At 60.4% G+C, this 20,941-nt stretch carries 27 protein-coding genes; 22 read left to right on the forward strand and 5 right to left on the reverse strand.

Going from position 1 to position 20,941, the window contains the following annotated elements; all coding sequences use genetic code 11:
• Genes BM177_RS01615 through BM177_RS01625 form a run of 3 tightly spaced genes read left to right on the forward strand, consistent with a single transcriptional unit; the run spans nucleotide 1 to nucleotide 1,164 of the window.
• Nucleotides 1-201, forward strand: coding sequence for a CCE_0567 family metalloprotein (locus BM177_RS01615; RefSeq protein ID WP_091677463.1), 201 nt, complete (start codon nucleotides 1-3; stop codon nucleotides 199-201).
• Between the two features lie 19 nt (nucleotides 202-220).
• Nucleotides 221-511 carry a ferredoxin III, nif-specific gene (gene fdxB / locus BM177_RS01620; RefSeq protein WP_091676502.1) on the forward strand — a complete coding sequence of 97 codons (291 nt, stop codon included), beginning with the start codon at nucleotides 221-223 and terminating at the stop codon, nucleotides 509-511.
• Between the two features lie 32 nt (nucleotides 512-543).
• On the forward strand, nucleotides 544-1,164 hold the full coding sequence (locus BM177_RS01625) for a nitrogen fixation protein NifQ (RefSeq protein ID WP_091677466.1): 621 nt from the start codon (nucleotides 544-546) through the stop codon (nucleotides 1,162-1,164).
• A gap of 32 nt (nucleotides 1,165-1,196) precedes the next feature.
• Here BM177_RS01625 and BM177_RS01630 read toward each other — a convergent pair whose 3' ends face one another.
• The 4 genes from BM177_RS01630 to BM177_RS01645 form a co-directional block, all read right to left on the reverse strand.
• A complete protein-coding gene (locus tag BM177_RS01630; RefSeq protein ID WP_091676507.1) occupies nucleotides 1,197-1,511 on the reverse strand; it encodes a hypothetical protein in 315 nt (104 codons plus the stop codon).
• A gap of 1 nt (nucleotide 1,512) precedes the next feature.
• Nucleotides 1,513-1,776 (reverse strand): hypothetical protein, encoded by a 264-nt coding sequence (locus BM177_RS01635; protein WP_091676509.1) that lies wholly within the window; start codon nucleotides 1,774-1,776, stop codon nucleotides 1,513-1,515.
• A 21-nt stretch (nucleotides 1,777-1,797) separates the two neighbouring features.
• On the reverse strand, nucleotides 1,798-2,658 hold the full coding sequence (locus BM177_RS01640) for a sulfurtransferase (protein WP_091676512.1): 861 nt from the start codon (nucleotides 2,656-2,658) through the stop codon (nucleotides 1,798-1,800).
• A gap of 93 nt (nucleotides 2,659-2,751) precedes the next feature.
• Complete coding sequence (locus BM177_RS01645; RefSeq protein ID WP_091677471.1) at nucleotides 2,752-3,210, reverse strand: hypothetical protein; 459 nt, start codon at nucleotides 3,208-3,210, stop codon at nucleotides 2,752-2,754.
• A gap of 210 nt (nucleotides 3,211-3,420) precedes the next feature.
• Between BM177_RS01645 and BM177_RS01650 the strand changes: the two genes are divergently transcribed.
• Nucleotides 3,421-5,085, forward strand: a complete 1,665-nt coding sequence (locus tag BM177_RS01650) for a flavin monoamine oxidase family protein (RefSeq protein ID WP_091676516.1) — start codon at nucleotides 3,421-3,423, stop codon at nucleotides 5,083-5,085.
• Between the two features lie 7 nt (nucleotides 5,086-5,092).
• Entirely contained in the window at nucleotides 5,093-5,542 is a 450-nt protein-coding gene (locus BM177_RS01655; protein WP_091676520.1) for a Rieske (2Fe-2S) protein, read from the forward strand.
• Between the two features lie 123 nt (nucleotides 5,543-5,665).
• Here the strand turns inward: BM177_RS01655 and BM177_RS01660 are convergent, their stop codons facing one another.
• Nucleotides 5,666-6,256 (reverse strand): hypothetical protein, encoded by a 591-nt coding sequence (locus BM177_RS01660; RefSeq protein ID WP_091676524.1) that lies wholly within the window; start codon nucleotides 6,254-6,256, stop codon nucleotides 5,666-5,668.
• A 292-nt stretch (nucleotides 6,257-6,548) separates the two neighbouring features.
• On the opposite strand from BM177_RS01660, the gene BM177_RS01670 reads away from it, so the two are divergent.
• The 17 genes from BM177_RS01670 to BM177_RS01760 all read left to right on the forward strand — a co-directional run bounded on the left by BM177_RS01670 (nucleotide 6,549) and on the right by BM177_RS01760 (nucleotide 20,936).
• Entirely contained in the window at nucleotides 6,549-6,869 is a 321-nt protein-coding gene (locus tag BM177_RS01670) for an iron-sulfur cluster assembly accessory protein (RefSeq protein ID WP_091676534.1), read from the forward strand.
• A 30-nt stretch (nucleotides 6,870-6,899) separates the two neighbouring features.
• On the forward strand, nucleotides 6,900-7,214 hold the full coding sequence (locus BM177_RS01675; protein ID WP_091676537.1) for a NifU family protein: 315 nt from the start codon (nucleotides 6,900-6,902) through the stop codon (nucleotides 7,212-7,214).
• Between the two features lie 15 nt (nucleotides 7,215-7,229).
• Nucleotides 7,230-8,432: a cysteine desulfurase NifS gene (nifS, locus tag BM177_RS01680; protein WP_091676542.1), complete on the forward strand. Its 1,203-nt coding sequence runs from the start codon at nucleotides 7,230-7,232 to the stop codon at nucleotides 8,430-8,432.
• 9 nt (nucleotides 8,433-8,441) lie between these two features.
• Nucleotides 8,442-9,611, forward strand: a complete 1,170-nt coding sequence (gene nifV / locus BM177_RS01685) for a homocitrate synthase (RefSeq protein WP_091676545.1) — start codon at nucleotides 8,442-8,444, stop codon at nucleotides 9,609-9,611.
• Between the two features lie 64 nt (nucleotides 9,612-9,675).
• Nucleotides 9,676-10,029 carry a nitrogenase stabilizing/protective protein NifW gene (gene nifW, locus BM177_RS01690; RefSeq protein WP_091677475.1) on the forward strand — a complete coding sequence of 118 codons (354 nt, stop codon included), beginning with the start codon at nucleotides 9,676-9,678 and terminating at the stop codon, nucleotides 10,027-10,029.
• 181 nt (nucleotides 10,030-10,210) lie between these two features.
• Complete coding sequence (locus BM177_RS01695; RefSeq protein WP_091676549.1) at nucleotides 10,211-11,065, forward strand: electron transfer flavoprotein subunit beta/FixA family protein; 855 nt, start codon at nucleotides 10,211-10,213, stop codon at nucleotides 11,063-11,065.
• A 23-nt stretch (nucleotides 11,066-11,088) separates the two neighbouring features.
• Nucleotides 11,089-12,186: an electron transfer flavoprotein subunit alpha/FixB family protein gene (locus BM177_RS01700; protein WP_091676552.1), complete on the forward strand. Its 1,098-nt coding sequence runs from the start codon at nucleotides 11,089-11,091 to the stop codon at nucleotides 12,184-12,186.
• Nucleotides 12,187-12,197: 11 nt separating this feature from the next.
• A complete protein-coding gene (locus tag BM177_RS01705; RefSeq protein ID WP_091676555.1) occupies nucleotides 12,198-13,502 on the forward strand; it encodes an FAD-dependent oxidoreductase in 1,305 nt (434 codons plus the stop codon).
• Nucleotides 13,499-13,810, forward strand: coding sequence for a ferredoxin family protein (locus BM177_RS01710; protein WP_091676558.1), 312 nt, complete (start codon nucleotides 13,499-13,501; stop codon nucleotides 13,808-13,810). The genes BM177_RS01705 and BM177_RS01710 overlap by 4 nt, the downstream gene beginning before the upstream one ends.
• Nucleotides 13,811-14,332: 522 nt before the next feature.
• On the forward strand, nucleotides 14,333-14,587 hold the full coding sequence (locus BM177_RS01720) for a hypothetical protein (RefSeq protein ID WP_139223472.1): 255 nt from the start codon (nucleotides 14,333-14,335) through the stop codon (nucleotides 14,585-14,587).
• 152 nt (nucleotides 14,588-14,739) lie between these two features.
• The gene (gene nifA, locus BM177_RS01725; protein ID WP_091676567.1) at nucleotides 14,740-16,512 is read left to right on the forward strand and encodes a nif-specific transcriptional activator NifA; all 1,773 of its coding nucleotides are present in this window, start codon (nucleotides 14,740-14,742) and stop codon (nucleotides 16,510-16,512) included.
• A 414-nt stretch (nucleotides 16,513-16,926) separates the two neighbouring features.
• Nucleotides 16,927-17,121, forward strand: coding sequence for a 4Fe-4S dicluster domain-containing protein (locus tag BM177_RS01730; RefSeq protein ID WP_091677478.1), 195 nt, complete (start codon nucleotides 16,927-16,929; stop codon nucleotides 17,119-17,121).
• 206 nt (nucleotides 17,122-17,327) lie between these two features.
• Nucleotides 17,328-17,549, forward strand: a complete 222-nt coding sequence (gene nifT / locus BM177_RS01735) for a putative nitrogen fixation protein NifT (protein WP_091676570.1) — start codon at nucleotides 17,328-17,330, stop codon at nucleotides 17,547-17,549.
• 3 nt (nucleotides 17,550-17,552) lie between these two features.
• On the forward strand, nucleotides 17,553-18,422 hold the full coding sequence (locus tag BM177_RS01740) for an SIR2 family NAD-dependent protein deacylase (protein ID WP_091676573.1): 870 nt from the start codon (nucleotides 17,553-17,555) through the stop codon (nucleotides 18,420-18,422).
• Nucleotides 18,423-18,787: 365 nt separating this feature from the next.
• Nucleotides 18,788-20,347, forward strand: coding sequence for a nitrogenase cofactor biosynthesis protein NifB (nifB, locus tag BM177_RS01750; RefSeq protein WP_091676580.1), 1,560 nt, complete (start codon nucleotides 18,788-18,790; stop codon nucleotides 20,345-20,347).
• A 30-nt stretch (nucleotides 20,348-20,377) separates the two neighbouring features.
• Nucleotides 20,378-20,602, forward strand: a complete 225-nt coding sequence (locus BM177_RS01755) for a 4Fe-4S binding protein (RefSeq protein ID WP_091676583.1) — start codon at nucleotides 20,378-20,380, stop codon at nucleotides 20,600-20,602.
• A 10-nt stretch (nucleotides 20,603-20,612) separates the two neighbouring features.
• Complete coding sequence (locus BM177_RS01760; protein WP_091676587.1) at nucleotides 20,613-20,936, forward strand: HesB/IscA family protein; 324 nt, start codon at nucleotides 20,613-20,615, stop codon at nucleotides 20,934-20,936.
• Nucleotides 20,937-20,941: the final 5 nt, after the last annotated feature.

The following is a 20,941-nucleotide window of genomic DNA, read 5'->3' on the forward strand; positions in this document are numbered from 1 at the left end:
GTGAGCGATGTCGACGCGTTGAAAGCCGAGATCAAGAAATTGTCCGCAAAGGCGATGCAGGCGAAGATGGACCTGCACGACCTCTCCGAGGAATTGCCGATCAACTGGCCATCGATTCTCGAGGTCGCGCAAAGGGCGCACGACGCATTCTCCCTCCTCGAAACGAAACGCGCCGATTTGAAGTCGCTCGAATCGGTTTGAACAGAGAAAGCCTTCCACCATGTCGCAATCAGCTCGAGATGGACGTCTGTGGCAACCTGAATATCTGGTCGCCATTGATCCCGGGAAATGCATCGGCTGCGGCCGGTGCTTCAAAGTCTGCGGCCGTGATGTCATGACCTTGAAAGGCATTGGCGAGGACGGCGAAATCGTCAGCCTCGACGATGATGAAGACGACGAGGTCGAGAAGAAGGTCATGGTGATGAACGACACCGGCGCCTGCATCGGGTGCGGCGCGTGCGCCAGGGTCTGCCCGGCCAATTGTCAGACGCACGAACAGGCGGCGGCCTGACATTGCGGCCCTAGAATTCGATGGAGCGGGCGATGCGTGGGATTGAAGCTTACGACTTGCTGATGTCCTGCTCGGCCGGCTCGCCTGGAGACCGGTTCGAGATGCATATTATCGCGTCCGGCTTGGCGCTCGCCCTTGACGAAAAACCGTCGGGCGAAGATTTGTCGGAGGCTTTGGGGCTCGATCAGCCTGTCCTGCGCGATCTGATCGGAACGATGTTTCCGGGCGCGTGCGAGCGCATCTCGTGCGATGCGAGCGGACCAGGCTGCTACAGGACTGATGAGGAAGAGCAATCGCTGCGCGATATCCTGTTGATGTACTCATCTGTGGACGAACCTTTAGCCGGGGTCCTTGCCGCCATCATCGCCCGGCGGTGCAAGTCGCCGCATCATCTCTGGCAGGATCTCGGCCTGCGTGATCGGACCGAACTTTCCCTGCTCATGCAGCGATATTTTCCCCGTTTGGCGGACAAGAACCAGAACGATATGAAGTGGAAGAAATTCCTTTACCGATTGATTTGCGGCTCGGAAGGTTTTGTCTTTTGCGCCGCTCCTGTCTGCTCGGACTGCGATGATTTCGCCCAGTGCTTTGGCTCCGAGGATGGCCTGTCGCGCTTGGCTCGCATTGCGCGCGAAGCGGACGTGAACGCCTGAAAATCACGGCGATCCCCACCTTCCGGCGCCTCCTATTCGATACCCACTTCGCGCGCTTTCCACATCGCCGCGATACGAAAGCGCTCGTTGATCGCCTTCGGGTTCGCCAGAATCTGCGCCTCGGTTTCCTTGAACGCGTTCTCGACGATCGTCGCTTCTTCGCGGGTCAAGGCGACGCGTCCGGCCATATGCGTGGCGTCGGGCGCCGCGTCCCAGATCGCGCGCCGGTTCGGATGCTGCTGGACCTCGATGAGTTCAAAGCACTCCAGCTGGCCGTCGAGCCGGATCGCCAACCCAGTCACCTCGAGCTTGCGTCCGTCCTGCGTCACCTTCACGAGCGTCGTCATGTCACTCTCCATCCTTTGTCGCCAACCAGCCATACCCACCCTGATCCCATAACTGGGCCAGGACCTGATCCGGCTTCCATGCCGGAAACGACGCCGACACCGCTTCGAGATCCGCCTTTAGCCGCAGCGCATCGTCGCCATGAATCCGGGCGGTCATCTCGTCGCTCTTGAAACGGAAGACAAAATCCGCCCCATCCCCCGACGACAGAAGTTCATAGTCCGTTCCCTCAACCAGCGGCGTCAGCGCCTTTGTGTCGTCGGACATCGGTGTTCCTTGTTTGTGAGCCTAAGCGGCGGCCGCTGCGGGCGTGTCTTCGGCAAGACCCCATTCCGCCCACGAGCCGTCGTAGACCGCCGCCGTCGTGTGGCCAAGAAGGTAGAGGCCGAGGGCGGTCACGCAGGATGAAATGCCGGAACCGCAGGTTGTCACGACAGGGCGGTCAAGATCGACGCCCGCTGCATGAAACCGTCCCGCCAGCGCCTCCGCAGGAATGAAAGCCCCTGACTCGGGATCAATCAAATCGCCCCACGGAATGTTCACGGAATTCGGAATGTGGCCGAGCTTTTTTGTGGGAAACAGATCTTCCTGCGATCCGTCGAATTTACCCGGACCGCGGCTGTCGACGACTTGTTCCAGGCCGCTATCAAGGTTTGCTTTCATTTCGGCGAGAGCCCGTACGAGCGAGGGCTTAAATTCGGCCGTGAACGCGCCTGGTTCGGGCCGAACGGGCGACATTTCGGTGACCCGCTTTTCTTTTGTCCATTTGCCGTAGCCGCCGTCCAGCATCGCGACCTTGTCGTAGCCGAACGCGCGGAACATCCACCAGACTCGCGCCGCCGCAGATCCGCCGCACAGCCGATCGTAGACGACAATCTGGTCGCCGTTGCTGACGCCAAGCAGGCCGACCTTCTTCGCGAAGTCAGCAGCGCTGGGAAGCATGTGCGGCAGCGAGGTGGACTTGTCCGCCACATGGTCGATATCGAAATGAACCGAGCCGGGCAGATGCCGGCCGCGATACTGGGTGCGGCCGTCAAGATTGGTGCTCACGTGATGCCACGTGCAATCGAGAATTTTAAGGTCCGGATCGCCGAGATGCTCCTCCAGCCAATCCGTGCTCACCAGGGCGTCAAGAATTTCATCGCTCATGCAAACCGCCGCCTTGTAGAGTTAATGACATCTGTTGCGTTCTGGACAGTGAGTTTCCTCGCCAACGGTCGCCGCCGCAGCTCAAGCCGGCGATCAGAAAGAGCTTGGCATGGGAAAGCCAGTGCGCGGTTTTGTGTTGTAGAATTCCGGTTTTTCCGGCCATTGCGCATCGGAAAGCAGCCTGAACTGCACAACTTTCAGCGGCGCGCCGGTCGAGCAGGAAACTTCGTTGAATTTGATTTCACGGTCGCCGGCCCCGGCGGAGAAATCGGCGACGACCGTGCCGTCCGCCTTCAAGGCGCGCGCAAATCCCGGCGTGCCCACACTGACCGCGGGGGCCGGGTTGGCGGCGAAATGAGGACTCTCAAGGCCATCGGCTTCCTCGCCAAAGGCGGGCGAAGCGAACGTGAACGTCACGAGCGGGGCGCTGCGGTCGACCGGAAGATCGGGAGAACTCGGACGCGCGACGGAGTATACGACGAGAGAACCGCCGTCGAGGAGCGCCTTGATCTCATCCGGGCCGCATGCCGAAAACGCCTGTGCGACTTTCATCCTGTGTCTCCTTTTCGACATCCGCTGTCTTTTGCTGATCGCCAATTTTCAAGTCTCGTGCCAACTCTCCGGTTGTGTTGATTCGTCAGGCGCCGTTCGCTCGGGCGATATCGGTAGGCAAGCGTTTGCCGGTTGATAAATTCGCAGGGAGAAGACGTTGCGCGATTCTTGCTACGCTTTTTTCCGGCTTCTCAGGATTTAGGTCGGCTCATGGTGGAATTGGCGATCATTGGCGGCGGCGTTTCGGGACTTGCGCTGGCGCGGGCCCTTCACCGGCGGGGCGTGTCGTTCGCGCTGTTTGAAGCGCGCGAACGATTTGGCGGACGGGTTCTTGCCACGACATCCGCGACGAACGGCGTCAGCGTCGATCTTGGCCCAACCTGGTTCTGGCCGGAAACACAGCCTTTCATCGCGGACCTCATCTGTGATCTTGGGCTTGCCGCCTTTCCTCAATACGATGAAGGGGGAGCGCTTCATCTCGATGACGCCAACGAAAAGCCTCGCCTGGTTGAGGGAGGCGTTCATGGCGGCGCGCAGCGGCTCGCAGGCGGAATGACGCGCCTGATCGACGCGCTGCTCGCCGAGCTGCCGCAGGACTCCCTGCGTCCTGGATTTCAGTTGACGGGCCTTGCCGATCGCGGCGGGCGCGTTGAGCTTACGTTCCGTTGCGGCGACCTGACGCAAAAGGTTGAGGCCCGTCATGTGGCGCTTGCGCTCCCGCCGCGCCTCGTTGAACAGAATGTCCGCTTCGAGCCAGCCCTCGACGCAGCCCTCGTCGACGCGATGCGGGCGTGCGAAACCTGGATGGCGGCGCAAGCCAAGGTCGTCATAGCGTATGACCGGCCGGCCTGGCGGGAGGCGGGCTTTTCTGGGAATGCCTTCGTGACGCATTCCCAGGCGGTGCTTGGAGAGGTTTTTGACGCCTGCGACGAGACGTCCGCCAAAGCCGCCCTTGGCGGTTTTCTCGCATTGTCCGCGGACCAGCGCCGGGAATTCGGGGTCGGCCTGCCGATCCTCATGGACAGTCAAATGTCGCAGCTTTTCGGCGTGGCGGCGGTCGAGGGCGAGCAGCACTACCAGGATTGGGCGCAGGAGCCGTTGACCTGCAGCGCGCTCGATCGTTCCGCTCCGGCAGTGGACCATCCCTCTCACGCCCATCCGTTCTTGCGCCGTCCGGCCTGGGGCGGAAAGCTGTTCGTCGGCGGTTCGGAAACCGCCGCGCACGCCGCAGGCTACCTCGAAGGCGCGATCGACGCCGCGAAACGCATCGAGCGCGATTTTATCGCCTATCATGAGACCGCGCGTCTGCGCGCGCCCGCGATCCTGGAGCCGCTAATGGATGCCGACGCAAGCGCTTTGAATGAGGCCAGTCTGGCTCGATTTGGCGAATGGGCGTCGGTTCAAGCCGCAGCGGCGTTCGAAAGCTACCGGGTCCGGCTGAACAAGAATCTCGCCCGCCAGCTCAGGAGCCAGCTTACGCAAAGGGCGATTCTCGCTTCGGTCGAGGAAGTCTACAGCAAGGCGCTGGCGATGCTCGACAGCCTACCGTTCGACGCCCGCGCGGTTGAGGTCGAAAAGGGCCGCTCGAAGCTGACGCCGGCGGTGCAGGCGGCGTTCGGAACCTTCCTGCAAAAGCTCATGGACGAGGTTATCGCCTTCAACGCCACATCATGTGCTCTTTCGAATTTTCCCGACGAACATCATTTGTCGGGCGAATACGTCCAGACCATTCTGCGCGACATCGCGGCGGCGTGGCGGGAATTCTCGTTGGCGGCGAATGCGCTGCTTCTCGCCAAGCAGGACGCGGCCAAGCAAGACGCGGCTTTGGGCGGTCAGCCGGGCCATGAAACGATGATGGAGATGCGACTTGAGTGACAGTGGCATGGAAACCGAAAGCGCAACAGCTACGGGCGTCGCCTACGCGATCTGCGAGATGAACGACATTCCAAGCCAGCGCGCGCGGGCGTTTCAGCTCTTGCGTCTGGACGAAGAGGGCGTCGCGCGCCCCTGGTCGATTTTCGTGGTCCGATGGGGCAGGCAAGTTTTCGCCTACGAAAACAAATGTCCTCACGACGGCGTCAATCTCGATTGGGAGCGCCAGCAGTTCTTCGATCCGAACGGTGTGAGGCTCATGTGCGGCAAACACGGCGCCCTGTTCGAACTCGGCACCGGGTTTTGCGTCGATGGTCCTTGCAAGGGCAAGTCATTGAAGCAGATCGCCGTGAGCGTGATCGACGGCGACATTTGCGTAACAGGAGTCACGCTCGCCGAAGACGACGAGTTTGATGAAGAGCAGGAAAGCGAAGATCAGGAAAGCGAAGGGCAGGGGTGAGCCCAGGCCCTGGAGCATATTCCGATTGGATTGAATCAATCCAATCGAGAAGACTATGCTCAAATCTTTGACTCTGGAGTGATTTCTGATCGACCGCATGACTTCATGCGATCGGAAAGCGCTCTAGACGGGCCTGTTTTCGTTGCGGTTCTTCACCGGCTCCATCAGCGCCAGGCCCTGCTCGTATGTGATTGCTTCAAAGCCGGTGTCAGCGTTACGGGCGGCGTCGAGGACATGGTCGAGTTTGCCGGCCGTGTTCATCTTCTTCATGTCGTTTTTGTCGATGCTGAGCAGATCTGTCATTTCCTTCCAGACCGTCGATTCATCGCAAGGGAGCACGGCGAAGGTGACGCCATCGATCGTGACGCGATATTTCGCCAGGAGATCGATGTTGTTGCAATACAGGAAATAGGCGCCCGTCGGACTCAGGAGACCTTTGAGCACATCGGCGGCCGTCGACAGATATTCGAAAGAGTGAAGATAGCCGGCGAGAACCGGGATCGTGGTTTCGCCTTCATCGGCGATAGTCAGAACCTGTTCGATCGAAAATTCGGGCGGCCGCTTCTCGTCGGCCAATTGAGTTTGGAACTTGAGAGCGATGTCGCCCCGGAAGCCGAAACGGCCCGGTTTTGTCGTCGGGCTTTTCAGGACGGCGTTGAGGAGGCGGCCCTCCTTGTCGAGTCGGTCGAGCGCAGTTTTCTCAATCGTGGTCATAATTCCATTTCTCATCTGACGGCGGTACCGGCGCGGGCCGGCGCTAATCCTTTTATGCAATTGATCTGCCGCGTTCCGATTCGAAGAAGGGCCTTTTCGCCTTTTGTGAGCCAAGGCTCGCCGAACCAAAGTCCTTCCCCCCAAGCTGAGGAAGGCCGTGTCGGAAATCCGACGAAAGTCGGAAACGCAACAGCCATGCGTCCCATAAATTACATCATTTCAAGATGTTATGGCGTGGCACGGCGTTTGCGATCTCGTTGTCCAATGACCCAGGATTCTTGAGGTTTCGACGATGATTAACCTGACTGACAGCGCATTGAGCGCGGTGCGAAGCGCGATCGACGGCGCGGCGGAACCCGCCAGCGGCCTTCGCATCATGGTCGAGGCCGGCGGCTGCGCCGGATACAAATATATGATGGGCCTCGTGAACGCGGCCGACCCTGACGACACGGTGGTCGAGCGCGACGGCGTCAAGGTTTTCGTCGACAACAAAAGCCACGAACTTCTCGCCGGGACGACGATCGACTTTGTCGTCGCGATCGAAGGCGCGGGATTCACCTTCGAAAATCCCAACGCGACGTCGAGTTGTTCCTGCGGGAAATCTTTCGGCTGATCCGAATCCAACCCATTACCGGAGCGCAACATGCTAACCGAAGTCCAGCAGGAAACCTTGCCGCAGCGCGCTGAACGCGAGATCTCGCCCGTGGCGGAAGCCGAGCGCGCGCGTCTGATCAAGGAAGCGATCGAGGAAATCAGGCCGAACCTCAAACGGGACGGCGGAGATTGCGAACTGATCGAAATCGCCGGCAACAAGGTCATGGTCCGGCTGACGGGAGCTTGCGTCTTCTGCAAATTGAGCAGCGCCACACTAGACGGAATCCAGACCCGCATCGTCGAAAAGCTGGGCGAATTCGTGCGTCTGGTTCCTGTCGCCGGCGGCGTGCGGGCCAATCTTTAAGATCAACGAAAAGTCATGAGCCCGATCTACCTCGACAACAACGCGACCACCCGGACCGATCCTGCTGTCGTCGCGGCCATGTCGCCTTTCTTTACCGAGCATTTCGGGAACGCGTCTTCGACGCATTCTTTTGGTTCCGAAGTCTCCGGCGCCGTGAAACGCGCCCGGCAAAGCCTGCAGGCGTTGCTCGGCGCAGCGTTCGACCACGAGCTGATCTTCACATCCGGCGGCACAGAGTCGAACAGTTCGGCGATTCTTTCCGGGCTTGCCGCCCAACCCGGGTGCGATGAAATCATCACCTCGACCGTGGAGCATCCGGCGATCCTGTCTCTCGTCGGGCACATCGCCAAATCGAATGGGGTGAAGGTCCATTATATCGCCGTCGATGGGCGTGGCGCCCTCGACGTTGAGGCGTATCGAGCGGCGCTCGGGCCGCGCACGGCGATGGTTTCGTTCATGTGGGCCAACAATGAAACGGGCGTGTTGTTTCCCGTCGCTGAATTGGCTGAAATGGCGCATGAGCACGGCGCGCTTTTTCATACCGACGCCGTTCAGGCGGCCGGCAAGATAAAGATCGACCTGAAGGCCGCAAACATCGACATGCTCTCGCTTTCCGGACACAAGCTTCATGGCCCGAAGGGGATTGGCGCGCTTTATGTCCGAAAGGGCGTGAAGTTCCATCCCCTGCTCCGCGGCGGCCAACAGGAACGCGGGCGGCGCGGCGGAACCGAAAACGCCCCCGGGATTGTCGGCCTCGGCAAAGCGGCGGAGCTTGCGTCGGAGGACCTGGAAGGGGCCGTTTCCAAACTCCGTTCGCTCCGGGACCGGCTCGAGCAGGGGCTGCTCGCAAGCATCGATCATTGCCGGATCTCCGGCGGCGAGGCGGACCGGCTGCCGAATACCTGCAACATCGCCTTCGAACATATCGACGGGGAAGCCATTCTGGCGAACCTCAATCGGGAGGGCGTCGCGGCCTCGTCCGGGTCCGCCTGCACCTCAGGTTCAACTGAACCCTCCCACGTCCTGCGGGCGATGGGCGTTCCGGCGTCGGCCCTTCATGGGGTCGTCCGCTTTTCGCTCTCGCGCGAGACCACCGTCGAGGAAGTCGACCGCGTACTCGGGCTTCTTCCGGCGATTATCCAGAAATTGCGGGCGATGTCGCCTCTTTGGCGCGATCGCCAGCCTAACGCCGAGTTGACCGCGTCCAACACCGCATGAGGAATCGCCATGATCCCGAAGACGCTTCCTCCTGTCATCATCAACGACACCACCCTGCGCGATGGCGAGCAGGCTCCGGGCGTCGCGTTCTCGATTGAAGAAAAGGTCGCGATCGCCCGCCAGCTCGACGCGGCTTGCGTGGACGAGATCGAGGCTGGCGTTCCGGCCATGGGCCCGGCGGAAATCGAGGCGATCGCGGCCGTCGGCGCGGCGGTTGACAAGGCTGCGGTCATCGCCTGGTGCAGAATGACGCGGGCGGATGTCGACGCAGCGAAAAAGACCGGTCTTGAGCGGATCAATCTTTCGGTTCCTGTGTCGGATCTGCAGATCTGGGTGAAGTTCCGCCGCTCGCGCGAGGATGTGATTGAACGCATTCGCGATGTCGTCGGCTACGCGCGCGATCTCGGGCTCGCCGTCAGCGTCGGCGGCGAGGATTCGAGCCGCGCCGACTTTGACTTCCTGCGCCAGGCCATCGCCGCCGCCGAAGCCGCAGGAGCGCACCGTTTTCGCTTCGCCGATACGCTTGGCGTGCTCGAGCCATTCAGGACGTATGAACTCTTCAAGGCGCTTCGCGCGGAAACCAGTCTCGAGCTTGAATTTCACGGCCATGACGACCTCGGTCTGGCGACGGCCAACACGCTCGCGGCCGTCCGCGGCGGCGCGACCCATGCGAGCGTCTGCGTGCTGGGCCTTGGCGAGCGCGCCGGAAACGCCGCTCTCGAAGAGGTCGTCGCGGCGCTGTCCCAGGTTGGCGGGCGACGCACGGGTGTCGATCTAACCCATCTGACGGATCTTGCCGAACTTGTCGCGCTGATGGCCAAGCGGCCGATTCCCGCCGCGAAATCCATCGTCGGGTCGGCGGCGTTCGCGCATGAATCCGGCATCCATGTCTCGGGTCTTCTGCGTGATCCCGAGTGCTATGAGGCCTTGAGCCCCGCCCTGTTCGGCCGGGAGCGCAGAATCGTCCTTGGGAAGCACTCCGGCAAGGCCGCTATTTCGAACGCCCTGACTTTGATGGGCGTCGCCGTCGACGAGCGCAGGGCCGAGAAGACTCTGACGGAGGTGAGGCTGCGCGCGGAATTGCTCAAACGCGCCGTCGCGGACAGCGAACTCCTGGAATTTTATGCGGCGACTGATCCGCATCGCCAGGCGGAGACCGCGCCGGCCGGCGCCGAATAAAACGCGCGCCAGCCGCCCGGCCGGCGCACCTTGTTCCAAACCCGTAAAAAAGGAGAACGCCGTCGTGAGCGTGCTTGATGATCTTGGACGGCTATCCGCGGCGGAAGAATTTTTCGCCTATCTCGACGTGCCCTTTGAGCCGACCATCGTTCAGGTCGCGCGCCTCCACATTTTGAGGCGAATGGGACAATATCTGAAGGGAAGCGAGATCGACGGGGTCTTCGACGGGCTCAGCGACGACGAGATTCGCGACCAGTGCCGCTCCCATCTCGATCAGGCCTATCAGGATTTCGTCGCGTCTTCGCCAATCCAGGAACGTTTGTTCAAGGTGCACAAGGACGCCGTCGCGGAGAAGGCGGAGCCCGCAAAGCCGTTCGTGGCGCTCACGACACTGAGCGTCGTGAACAAAGCCGACTGAAACAATGTCATGGAGCCGACAACTAGGTCGCTCTTGGACGCCGCGTGAGTGCAAATCCGCCGATCTTCGCCTTCATTCCGCGAGAACAGGCAACAGCAAGGAGGCTTCCGACGATTGGCATGCCCTTTGCGGTAGCTGTTGATGTCACTCTGCGGCGAGGACAGGACGAAAGCGAGTAGCAATGCACATCGTCGTTTGTATGAAGCAGGTCCCCGATAGCGCGCAGATCCGTGTCCATCCGGTCACGAACACCATCATGCGCCAGGGCGTTCCTACAATCATCAATCCCTACGATCTTTTCGCGCTCGAAGAGGCGATGCGGTGGCGCGATAAATTCAAGGGCGCCCTAACGGTGCTCACCATGGGGCCGCCCATGGCCGAAGATTCGCTGCGCAAGGCCCTGACCTTTGGCGCGGACCGCGCGGTTCTTCTGACCGATCGTTTTTTTGCCGGATCGGACACGCTGGCGACGAGCTTCGCGCTCGCGTCGGCGTTGGAGAAGATCTCGACCGAGTTCGGCGCGCCCGCCATGATCTTCACCGGCAAGCAGACGATCGACGGGGACACCGCGCAGGTCGGCCCCGGCATAGCAAAGCGCCTCGGACTGAATCAGTTGACCTATGTTTCGCGCATCGTCGAACTCGATCAGGCGGCCGACAAGATAGTCGTCGAGCGGCGCGCCGAGGGCGGCGTTCAGATTCTCTCGACCCGCCTGCCGGTCCTCATCACAATGCTCGAAGGCGTCAATGAAATCCGCCGCGGCACGCTCGACGACGCCCTGCGGGCGGCGCGGGCCAAGATCATCACGTGGAACGCCGCGGACGCCGGCATCACGGACCTCACCCTTTGTGGTCTGCGCGGTTCGCCGACTATCGTGAAAAAAGTGTTCGCACCCTCGCCCCGTGCGGAAAAAGCGCACAAAATTCCCACGGCGGATGTTCCCGTTGAATTGCTTGCGGAGAATGTCATCAGCGAAATTTTCAAGCGTCAGCCGGCTGTTGAAGGCGACCTTATGAAATTTTCGGCGGGTCAGTAAGGCGGCAGGAAAGAGCGTCAATCATGAGCGAAGCGGCAAAACCAGCACCTGCGCCAGCGAGTCGAGCCGGCGCCAAAAAAGAGCTGCCGGAGCATTTCAAGGCCTACAAACATGTCTGGGTTGTCGTCGAAAGCGAGCATGGCGAGGTTCATCCCGTCTCTTTCGAGCTCCTGGGCGAAGGCCGCCTGCTTGCGAACAAGCGGGGCGTAGAACTTGCGGCCGTCGTTCTCGGCGGGGACGCGAAGGCCATTGCGAGCGCGGCCCGCGAATGTTTCGAATATGGCGCCGATCTCGTCTATACCGTGACTGATCCGGTCCTCGCGCACTATCGGAACGAGGCCTACACAAGGGCGATGACGGATCTCGTCAACACCTACAAACCGGAGATTCTGCTTCTTGGCGCGACGACGCTTGGCCGCGATCTCGCGGGTTCGGTCGCGACAACGTTGCGGACCGGCCTCACCGCGGATTGCACCGAGCTCGCCATTGATGACGAGGGTTCGCTCGCCGCGACCCGGCCGACTTTCGGCGGCTCCCTTCTTTGTACGATCCTGACGCTGAATTACCGTCCGCAGATGGCGACGGTGCGGCCCCGCGTCTTGCAGATGCCGTCGCGCCAGACCGGGCGCACAGGCCGTATCGTCGAGCACGCCCTCGGGCTCGCCGAGGACGATGTCGTCACGAAGGTTGTGCAGTTTATCGCCGATCGCGATTCCAACAAGGCGCAATTGTCCTATGCGGACATCGTTGTCGCCGGCGGTCTTGGCCTCCAGTCGGCTGAAAACTTTCAGCTGGTCAAGTCGCTCGCCGAGGTTCTTGGCGCGGAATACGGAGGATCGCGCCCGCTGGTGCAAAAAGGCTGGATGACGTCCGATAGGCAGATTGGCCAGACCGGAAAGACAATCCGGCCGAAACTCTATATCGCCGCCGGGATCTCTGGCGCGATCCAGCACCGGGTCGGGGTGGAGGGTGCGGATCTGATCGTCGCGATCAATACCGATCCCAATGCGCCGATTTTTGATTTCGCTCATCTTGGAATCGTCGCCGACGCCATCAGGCTTCTACCCGCCCTGACCGAGGCGTTTCGCAAGCATCTGTCGGTCAACCGGCTCGCCTGCTGAAGGAGGCACGCATGATTGAGGAACGCTTCGACGCAATCGTGGTTGGCGCTGGCCCATCCGGCAACGCCGCCGCCTACACGATGGCCAAGGAAGGCCTGAAGGTTCTCCAGCTCGAACGTGGGGAATATCCTGGATCGAAAAACGTCCAGGGAGCCATTCTCTACGCCAATGCGCTGGAAAAGCTGATCCCTGATTTTCGGGAGGACGCCCCGCTCGAACGCCATATCATCGAGCAGCGGATCTGGACCATGGACGACAAATCCTATGTCGGCATGCATTACCGTTCCGAGGATTTCAACGAGGAGCGGCCGAACCGCTACACGATCATCCGCGCGCAATTCGACAAATGGTTCAGCCGCAAGGTGCGGGAGGCCGGCGCGACGCTGCTGTGCGAGACGACCGTCAAGGAGCTCTTGCGCGACGCCAAGGGCAAGGTCATCGGCGTCAGGACCGATCGCGACAATGGCGTCGCCTTCGCCGACGTCGTCATCCTGGGCGAAGGCGTCAACGGCCTTGTCGGACAGCGTTCCGGACTGCGTTCCGAGCTGAAACCCGACAGTGTGGCGCTCGCGGTCAAGGAAATGCATTTTCTGCCGCGGGAGGTCATCGAGAGCCGCTTCAATCTCAAGGACAACGAGGGCGTCGTCATCGAAGCCATGGGCACGATCACGGCCGGCATGACCGGCACGGCGTTTCTCTACACCAATCAGGAATCGATCTCGGTCGGCATCGGCTGCATCGTTTCGGATTTCGCCGAAAATGGCGCGACGCCTTACGGCCTTCTCGAAGCGTTCAAGAACCATCCGAGCATCAAGCCGCTCCTCGCCAATTCCGAGTGCAAGGAATATGCGGCGCATTTGATCCCGGAAGGCGGATACAACTCGATTCCCGAACTCTACGGCGATGGCTGGATTGTCGTCGGCGACGCCGGGCAGTTCGTGAACGCGGTGCATCGTGAGGGATCGAATCTCGCGATGACGACGGGGCGGATCGCGGGTGAGACCGTTGTCTGGCTCAAACGCCGTCGCGAGGAGCTCTCGAAGGCGAATCTTGCCGAATACAAGCGCCGGCTCGACGAAACCTTCGTCATGAAGGATCTGAAAAAATACCGACGGATTCCGGCGTTTCTTCATAACAACAAGCATGTCTTCGGTCTCTATCCAAAGCTTGTCGCCGCCGCCGCGCAGACCTGGTTTCGCGTCGACGGAGCCGACAAGCTTTCGAAGGAAAAGGAAATTCTCAAGTCGTTCCGAAAAGGCCGCACGCTTTCGGGTCTGATCGGCGACGCGTTCAAACTGGCGAGGTCCTGGCGATGACGAATGCAGTGGAGATCGGCGCTTCCGGCGCGAAAGTAGAAGAGAAATTGTTTCAAAACCGCTATCTTGTCGATGCGGGGCGTCCCCACATCCAGATTCGGCCGCATGAAATCCCGTCTAAAATCCTGTTGTCCCTCACCTACACGTGTCCGGCGGGCTGCTACAGCCGTAACGACCGGGGCCAGGTCGAGATCGCGGCGGATGGTTGTCTTGAATGCGGAACCTGCCGCATCGTCACGGCCGAGACGGGAGAAATTCAATGGGAATACCCGCGCGGCGGCTACGGCGTGCTCTATAAATTCGGCTGACAAAGGAGATCGCGCCGGCGCGCGAGGCGAATGGTGCAATCGGCTCTCGTCTCCGCGAGTCGACGATTGCTGCGCGGCGTCGGGCATTGGCGATCGGACGGATCACGTATCTCGCTCGTTGGGACATGGTTCTGTGCGGTTTTGCGGCGGCAGGCCGGCCTCCCGGGGGGCTGAAGCGGGTCTCGCCCTTAGCGCGCCAGGGAACCGCGCGCGCCGCCGGGGATTTTGTGCCCGCCGCGTCGGGCCGCGTCGCGCCTCCATGCCGCCTGGACGCCGACGCTAAACGTGTCGGCGCAAAACTTGATGGAATGCAAGGTCAGGCGTTTCAACCGGCCCCGGAAACAATGTCGGCTTGGCGAGGCAGGCCGCGCCTTTATCTCAATTCATTATATATCGGTCCGGACATGCCGATCCGCACACGCGCGATGGCTTCCTTGGCGCTCCGCCACACATTCATGCCCGTGCTCCCCGCCGCGGAGAAGCCATCTTTCAACCTTTGAGATGGCGCCGCTGAGCGCGGCCTTGACTATAGAGGACTTGGCTCAACTTGAAAAATTCGCGCCCGGCGTAGTGAAAAATGGCGTTGAACCGCTTAAAAAAAGGGCTGAAGGCCGTCCCATACTCGCCGCTGCGGACGGAATCAAAGAAAAATCCTCACGGATAAAGCAAGTGCCGCCGCTGACCTTCTGGTCATTTCTGCACCGTATTGTGGGTGGTATTATGCGTGGTTTTGTGGTTGGGCCGCAGACATCGAGGCTCGATTTTGCGGCGGTGTGAACGATGGATCTGCACCTGTCCTGTGCAACTGCCGCATAATTGCTCTTGCATCTGCGCTTCGCAGTCGCAAACTACAGGCCACTCTCGTAAACGCCTTGTAAATTCGGCTTTTTCGTTCCGACGCGGATGCGCCGGGCGTGGAGATTGGCGGTATGACCCAAACTCTCTCTCCTCGATACGCGGCTCCTGCGAGCTCTGAAACGGAGCTCGAGGGCGGTCAGCGAAACAGATATGCGGACCGCGCCGAGATCGCCCTGCACGGGGTCTATGAAATCTCGAAGATTCTCGCCGCCCCTGCCCGCATCGAAACGACGCTGTCCAACGTTCTGAAGCTTCTCTCGAGTTTTCTCGAAATGCGGCACGGAACGATCGCCTTGCTCGACGCGGCCGGGGAACCGGAAATGAACGTCGGGGTGGGCTGGAACGAAGATAAGGCGAAAAGCCTGTTCGAGAGCATCCCGGAGCGCGCGATTGGCCAGATCGTGACAACCAAGATGCCGGTCGTCGTGGAGAATATCGCCGCGAGTCCGCTGTTCGCGGATTGGTTCAAGGGCGAGCGAGGCAAGATCGAATCGATCGTCTCGTTCATCGGCGTGCCGATCAAGGACCGCGATCATGTCATCGGCACATTGACGATTGATCGGATCTGGGATGGCGGCGCCGAATTCCGGCTCGACGAGGACGTGCGGTTTCTGGTGATGATCGCCAATCTGGTCGGCCAGACGGTGCGCCTTTATGGCGTCGTCGCGCGTGATCGCGAGCATCTTATGGCCGAGCAGCGGCGCTTGGCGAAAGAACTTTCGGAAACATTCACGGCGGCGCGCGATCCCAAAACGCGCGGGATCCTCGGCGAAAGCGCCGCGATTCGATCGGTGCTGGACAAAATCGCCATCGTCGCACGCAGCAATTCTACTGTCCTGCTTCGAGGCGAATCGGGAACCGGGAAGGAGCTTTTCGCTCGCGCCACCCATGATTTGTCGTCTCGGAAAAAAGGACCGTTCATCAAGCTCAATTGCGCCGCTCTTCCGGAATCGGTCCTCGAGTCGGAACTTTTCGGTCATGAGAAAGGCGCCTTCACGGGCGCTCTGGCTCTCCGCAAGGGCCGCTTCGAGCTCGCTGACCGCGGCACGCTTTTTCTTGATGAGATCGGCGAGATCTCCTCCTCGTTCCAGGCCAAGCTCCTGCGCGTCCTGCAGGAGGGTGAATTTGAACGCGTCGGGGGCATGCGGACATTGAAGGTCGATGTCCGGCTTGTCGCCGCCACGAACAAGAATCTCGAAGCGGCGGTCGCCGCGGGAGAGTTTCGCGCCGACCTCTATTACCGGATCAACGTGGTCACGATAGCCCTCCCCGCGCTGCGCGACCGGCCCGAAGACATCAGCCTTCTCGCCCGCGAATTTCTGCGGCGCTTCAACGAAGAGCATGCGACCGACCTCAGCCTCGCGCAGTCCGCCAGGGACGTGCTCGAAAGCTGCTATTTTCCGGGCAATGTCCGCGAACTTGAAAATTGCGTCCGCCGGACCGCGACCTTGGCGAAGGATACGAAGATCGTCGCCAATGATTTCGCTTGCCGCCACGATGAATGCTTGTCCTCGACGCTCTGGAAGGGCGCCGTGGCGACGACGGAATCGTTCAACATCATCGCCAAGCCGCTGGCGCGCCCTCCGGTGGTCCGTCCCATCGTCGTCGAAAAGCCTCCGATCCCGGCCGAATGCGGCGATCCGGACGCCAACCCCGCAAACTCATGCCCTCAAGCCGAAGTCTGCGGCGCCCTTCAGGACGGGCAGGCGGAGCGGGAGCGACTCTTGAACGCCATGGAGACGGCTGGATGGGTCCAGGCCAAAGCTGCGCGGCTTCTCAATCTCACGCCGCGTCAGATCGGCTATGCGCTCCGCAAGCACGACATTCCCATCAAACGGTTCTAGAGCATATTCCCAAGAATATGCTCAAGTCTTTGACTCTGGAGCGATTTCTGATCGACCGAATGATCACATTCGGCCGGAAAGCGCTAACGGGCCGCTTTTCAGACTCATCTTTGCCGGCCCGCTGCTCCGCCGATCCCCGATCGGGCTGCGACGTCGCGAGGGGCTGACATGTCGGTGTCGGGTTCGCGACGAGGCCCCTGCGACAGGGTCGTAGGCGAGCCGCTCAATCAAAAATTATTCAGTTAATTCAATAAGATAAATTGCTGGCACACGCCTTGCTGCAGCTAGACAAGAGGCGGGGCCAGCAAAAACTGTCGGATCCGTTTCCGGGCGGCTTTCGCCCCGCGCCTCGAAGATCAAACCGGAAAGGCCGCGTTTGGAGCTCCGAGCCGCGCGCCCTGAATGGAGACGGATATGGCTTACAAGATTGTAGCGTCGCAATGCACCGGCTGCAGCGCCTGCGAATTCGAGTGCCCCAACGCGGCGATTTCGATGAAAGGCGACACGTTCGTCATCGACCCGAAAAAATGCACCGAATGCGAAGGCCATTTTGATCACGCCAAGTGCGATGAGGTCTGCCCGGTCGCGAATACCTGCATTCCGGCGTAGCGGCGCTGCAGAATCGCGCGGGCGCGTGATCGAAAGCCGAGGAAAGCATTTTCCCCGCAGGTTGGCGAACGGCGCAGCGACGGCGCCGAACGATGAGCGCTCGAAATCGAGTTGAATGCGCTGGGCCCGAATTTCACGGCGTCCTTACGGGCGAAAGACCGAACATTCAGTCGCCTGTTCCAATTTCTCCCTAAGGAGCCAAGTAGATGAAGATCATGATTCGACGTTCGCCCGATACCGGACTTTCGATCTACGTGCCGAAAAAAGATCTTGAGGAGCCCATCGTCGAATCCGAGCACGAGACGCTCTGGGGAGGATGGATCAAGATCGCTAATGGGTGGGTTCTCACCCTTCCCGAAATGGCGGCCGACACGCGGCTGCCCATCACCGTCAATGCGCGCAAGCATGGCGACGAAGAGGAGTCCTGAACCGTGAACGCGCCGCTCCTCCCCCTCCTAATCCCGAATGGCGCAGACTCGGAAGCCGCGCTGGCAAAACTCGCCAAGACCTTACGCGATGGCGGCGTCGTTCCTTATCTTGGGCCAGGTTTGGCCGAGCTCTCGAAGCCTCTGGCTCCGATGACGCCCGAGGCGCTTGCCGAGTTTTTCGCGGGAAAAGTCGCATTGCCGCGCCGCGCGAAGGGCAATGCGTGGGCCTCCGCCCAGCATATCGAGAGTATGAAACATCGGTCGACTCTCAGCGCTCTCATGGTCGAGGCGTTCGCGGTCAGCGTCGAGCCTACGCCCTTTCATTATTTCCTCTCAACGCTTCGCCTGCCGATGATCGTTGACACCTGGTATGACGGCGCGATGCGGACGGCCATGAGTTCGCAAACCGGCTGGGGCGAGGTTCAGGGCATAACCCGCGCCGGAATTGGCGAAAGCCGGTGGTTCCGCTTTTACGATCCTGCCGGCGCCGAAACAGACGGCGCGACAGCGGAGTCCTGGCAGACGCTGCTCTACAAACCTCACGGCAGCGTGACTCCGGCGCGAAATTTTCTGATCTCCGACGCCGACTATGTCGAAGTGCTGACGGAAATCGACATTCAGACGCCTATCCCCGATATCGTAAAAAATCGCCGGACGGAGCGCAGCTTTCTGTTCCTGGGATGCCGGTTTCACGACCAGATGCTGCGCACCTACGCGCGGCAGATCATGAAGCGGTCGGCGCAGGAACACTACGCTCTTGTCGATCCGGAAAAGCTCACCAAGAACGAGGTCCGATTCCTGACGACGCAAGGAATCACTCCGATCGCCGTTCCGCTTCCCCGGGCGATCGAGATCATCACCGGATCCGCTTGATCCAATTCCTCTCGAATCACTTGCGCCGGGTAAATTCAGTTTGCCCGGCGCACGCGTGATTCGAACTCAATCCTCCTCTCTCAGGCTTTCTCGTTGAGCGGGAAGCCGCTCGACGACCTCGCCGCGCAGCTGAATATGAGAGGCGAAGCTGATGAGGCGCGCCTCCGGGAACGCCGCGGCGCGCAGGCTGTCATTTTCACAACAATACAGCCGCCAATGTTGGCCCTATGTTTAAAAGGCGACACGAGGAAGGCTGGCTATAACTTATTGAAAATAAAGTAATATAAGCTCTACTTTTGGATGGCATGCGAGTTGCGATATTACCATTGAAATTTTTCAGTGTCCCCGAAGAGCGAGGAGCGGACATGCAGGAATTAGCACAACACGAAGGGGCTGAAGCCTCGATCGTCAATGTCGAAGCGGTAATGCAGCAGGTCGCGGAGCATAAGGGGTGCGGCACGTCCGGCGGAAGCGGAAAGGCAAGCTGCGGATCGGCTGCAGGTTCAGGCGATCTTCCGACCGAGATCTGGGAAAAAGTCAAGAACCACCCTTGCTACAGCGAAGAAGCGCATCATCACTACGCGAGAATGCACGTCGCCGTCGCTCCTGCATGCAACATCCAATGCAATTATTGCAACCGCAAATACGATTGCGCCAATGAGTCGCGTCCGGGCGTCGTCAGCGAGAAGCTGACCCCAGAGCAGGCCGCGAAGAAGGTTCTTGCGGTCGCCTCGACGATTCCGCAGATGACCGTTCTTGGCATCGCCGGACCCGGCGACCCGCTCGCCAATCCGGAGAAAACGTTCAAGACCTTCGAGCTGATCGCCAAGACCGCGCCCGACATCAAGCTGTGCCTTTCCACAAATGGCCTTGCGCTCCCGGATCATGTCGACACGATCGCCGGCTTCAATGTCGATCATGTCACGATCACCATCAATATGGTTGATCCGGAAGTCGGCGCGAAAATCTATCCCTGGGTGTTCTGGAAGCACAAGCGCTATACAGGCGTGGAAGCCGCGAAGCTGCTCACGGACCGTCAGTTGCAGGGCCTCGAAATGCTTACCGAGCGGGGCATTCTCTGCAAGGTCAATTCGGTTATGATTCCCGGCGTCAACGACAGGCATCTTGTTGAAGTGAACAAGGCGGTGAAGTCGCGCGGCGCATTCCTTCACAACATCATGCCGCTGATCTCCGCGCCCGAGCACGGAACGGTCTTTGGCCTCAATGGTCAGCGCGGTCCGACGGCGCAGGAGCTGAAAGCGCTTCAGGACAGCTGCGAAGGCGAAATGAACATGATGCGGCATTGCCGGCAGTGCCGCGCCGACGCCGTAGGCCTGCTCGGCGAAGACCGCAGCGCCGAATTCACCACCGAGAAGATCATGGCGATGGACGTCGACTACGATCTCGAATCGCGCAAGGCCTACCAGGCGAAGGTCGAGGAAGAGCGCGTCGCGAAAGTCGCGGCCAAGCAGGAGGAGCTGGAAACACTCGCCGGAGAATCGAGCGACATCAAGCTGCTGATCGCCGTCGCCACCAAAGGTTCTGGCCTCATCAACGAACATTTCGGCCATGCGAAGGAGTTCCAGGTTTACGAATTGTCCACCGGCGGCGCGAAGTTCGTCGGCCATCGGAGGGTCGATCTCTATTGCCAGGGCGGCTATGGCGACGAAGACAGTCTCGAGACGGTCATCCGCGCCATCAACGATTGTCACGCGGTGTTCGTCGCGAAAATCGGCGGTTGTCCGAAGAGCGACTTGATCAAGGCTGGAATCGAGCCGGTCGATCAGTTTGCGCATGAATTCATAGAAAAATCCGCGATCGCCTGGTTCAAAAACTATCTCGACAAGGTGAACAGCGGCGAAATCCAGCACATAGAGCGGGGCGACGCCGAGATCCGGCAAGGCGCGTTGACCGCGGCGGCTTAAGCTTCAGTCAAACTCATTTGAGGCGCGACCATGACCCTGAAGATTGTTGCTTCACAGTGCACGAGTTGTTCGGCCTGTGAAGCTGAGTGCCCGAACGTCGCCATTTCAGAAAAAAATGGCACGTTCGTCATCAACCCGAAGAAATGCACCGAGTGCATCGGGCATTTCGATGCGCCGCAGTGCGCGGCGGTCTGTCCCGTCGACGACACCTGCATCATCGACAACGCCTACCCACGCTATCAGCCTGCTCAATAACGAGGCCGCCATGAACTTCACTATCACTCCTGCGGCGGAAAAATTCATCCGCCTCATGCTGCGCGCCGACGGAGGTCCTGAGAGCGGCTTCCGGATGGCGCTCAGCCCCGGCGGCTGCTCCGGGCTCGCCGCCGATATCAAGGTTCTGGCGGCCCCCGAACCCGGCGATGCCGTGGTCGAGCGGGGCGCCGTCAAACTTTTTCTTCCCGCCGAAAGCCGCATCCTCTTGGAGGGGGTCACAATCGATTTCGCCGACACGGCGTCGCAGACGGGTCTCGTCTTCCGCGACGCCAAGGCGACGTCATGCGGCTCGGGAGGCGGCAAGGCCGCCTGACCTGC

Origin of the sequence: Methylocapsa palsarum (genome assembly GCF_900114285.1) — a bacterium.
GTDB classification, from domain to species: Bacteria; Pseudomonadota; Alphaproteobacteria; order Rhizobiales; family Beijerinckiaceae; genus Methylocapsa; species Methylocapsa palsarum.

What these genes read in the sequence shown, in the direction of transcription:
- BM177_RS01670 (WP_091676534.1), top strand. Translation starts at nt 6,549, where the DNA reads ATGATTAACCTGACTGACAGCGCATTGAGCGCGGTGCGAAGCGCGATC.
- BM177_RS01730 (WP_091677478.1), top strand. Translation starts at nt 16,927, where the DNA reads ATGGCTTACAAGATTGTAGCGTCGCAATGCACCGGCTGCAGCGCCTGC.
- BM177_RS01695 (WP_091676549.1), top strand. Translation starts at nt 10,211, where the DNA reads ATGCACATCGTCGTTTGTATGAAGCAGGTCCCCGATAGCGCGCAGATC.
- BM177_RS01675 (WP_091676537.1), top strand. Translation starts at nt 6,900, where the DNA reads ATGCTAACCGAAGTCCAGCAGGAAACCTTGCCGCAGCGCGCTGAACGC.
- BM177_RS01710 (WP_091676558.1), top strand. Translation starts at nt 13,499, where the DNA reads ATGACGAATGCAGTGGAGATCGGCGCTTCCGGCGCGAAAGTAGAAGAG.
- fdxB (WP_091676502.1), top strand. Translation starts at nt 221, where the DNA reads ATGTCGCAATCAGCTCGAGATGGACGTCTGTGGCAACCTGAATATCTG.
- BM177_RS01705 (WP_091676555.1), top strand. Translation starts at nt 12,198, where the DNA reads ATGATTGAGGAACGCTTCGACGCAATCGTGGTTGGCGCTGGCCCATCC.
- BM177_RS01635 (WP_091676509.1), bottom strand. Translation starts at nt 1,776, where the DNA reads ATGTCCGACGACACAAAGGCGCTGACGCCGCTGGTTGAGGGAACGGAC.
- BM177_RS01645 (WP_091677471.1), bottom strand. Translation starts at nt 3,210, where the DNA reads ATGAAAGTCGCACAGGCGTTTTCGGCATGCGGCCCGGATGAGATCAAG.
- BM177_RS01755 (WP_091676583.1), top strand. Translation starts at nt 20,378, where the DNA reads ATGACCCTGAAGATTGTTGCTTCACAGTGCACGAGTTGTTCGGCCTGT.
- nifB (WP_091676580.1), top strand. Translation starts at nt 18,788, where the DNA reads ATGCAGGAATTAGCACAACACGAAGGGGCTGAAGCCTCGATCGTCAAT.
- BM177_RS01630 (WP_091676507.1), bottom strand. Translation starts at nt 1,511, where the DNA reads ATGACGACGCTCGTGAAGGTGACGCAGGACGGACGCAAGCTCGAGGTG.
- BM177_RS01655 (WP_091676520.1), top strand. Translation starts at nt 5,093, where the DNA reads ATGGAAACCGAAAGCGCAACAGCTACGGGCGTCGCCTACGCGATCTGC.
- BM177_RS01650 (WP_091676516.1), top strand. Translation starts at nt 3,421, where the DNA reads ATGGTGGAATTGGCGATCATTGGCGGCGGCGTTTCGGGACTTGCGCTG.
- nifT (WP_091676570.1), top strand. Translation starts at nt 17,328, where the DNA reads ATGAAGATCATGATTCGACGTTCGCCCGATACCGGACTTTCGATCTAC.
- nifA (WP_091676567.1), top strand. Translation starts at nt 14,740, where the DNA reads ATGACCCAAACTCTCTCTCCTCGATACGCGGCTCCTGCGAGCTCTGAA.
- nifS (WP_091676542.1), top strand. Translation starts at nt 7,230, where the DNA reads ATGAGCCCGATCTACCTCGACAACAACGCGACCACCCGGACCGATCCT.
- BM177_RS01760 (WP_091676587.1), top strand. Translation starts at nt 20,613, where the DNA reads ATGAACTTCACTATCACTCCTGCGGCGGAAAAATTCATCCGCCTCATG.
- BM177_RS01700 (WP_091676552.1), top strand. Translation starts at nt 11,089, where the DNA reads ATGAGCGAAGCGGCAAAACCAGCACCTGCGCCAGCGAGTCGAGCCGGC.
- BM177_RS01660 (WP_091676524.1), bottom strand. Translation starts at nt 6,256, where the DNA reads ATGACCACGATTGAGAAAACTGCGCTCGACCGACTCGACAAGGAGGGC.
- nifV (WP_091676545.1), top strand. Translation starts at nt 8,442, where the DNA reads ATGATCCCGAAGACGCTTCCTCCTGTCATCATCAACGACACCACCCTG.
- BM177_RS01640 (WP_091676512.1), bottom strand. Translation starts at nt 2,658, where the DNA reads ATGAGCGATGAAATTCTTGACGCCCTGGTGAGCACGGATTGGCTGGAG.
- BM177_RS01625 (WP_091677466.1), top strand. Translation starts at nt 544, where the DNA reads ATGCGTGGGATTGAAGCTTACGACTTGCTGATGTCCTGCTCGGCCGGC.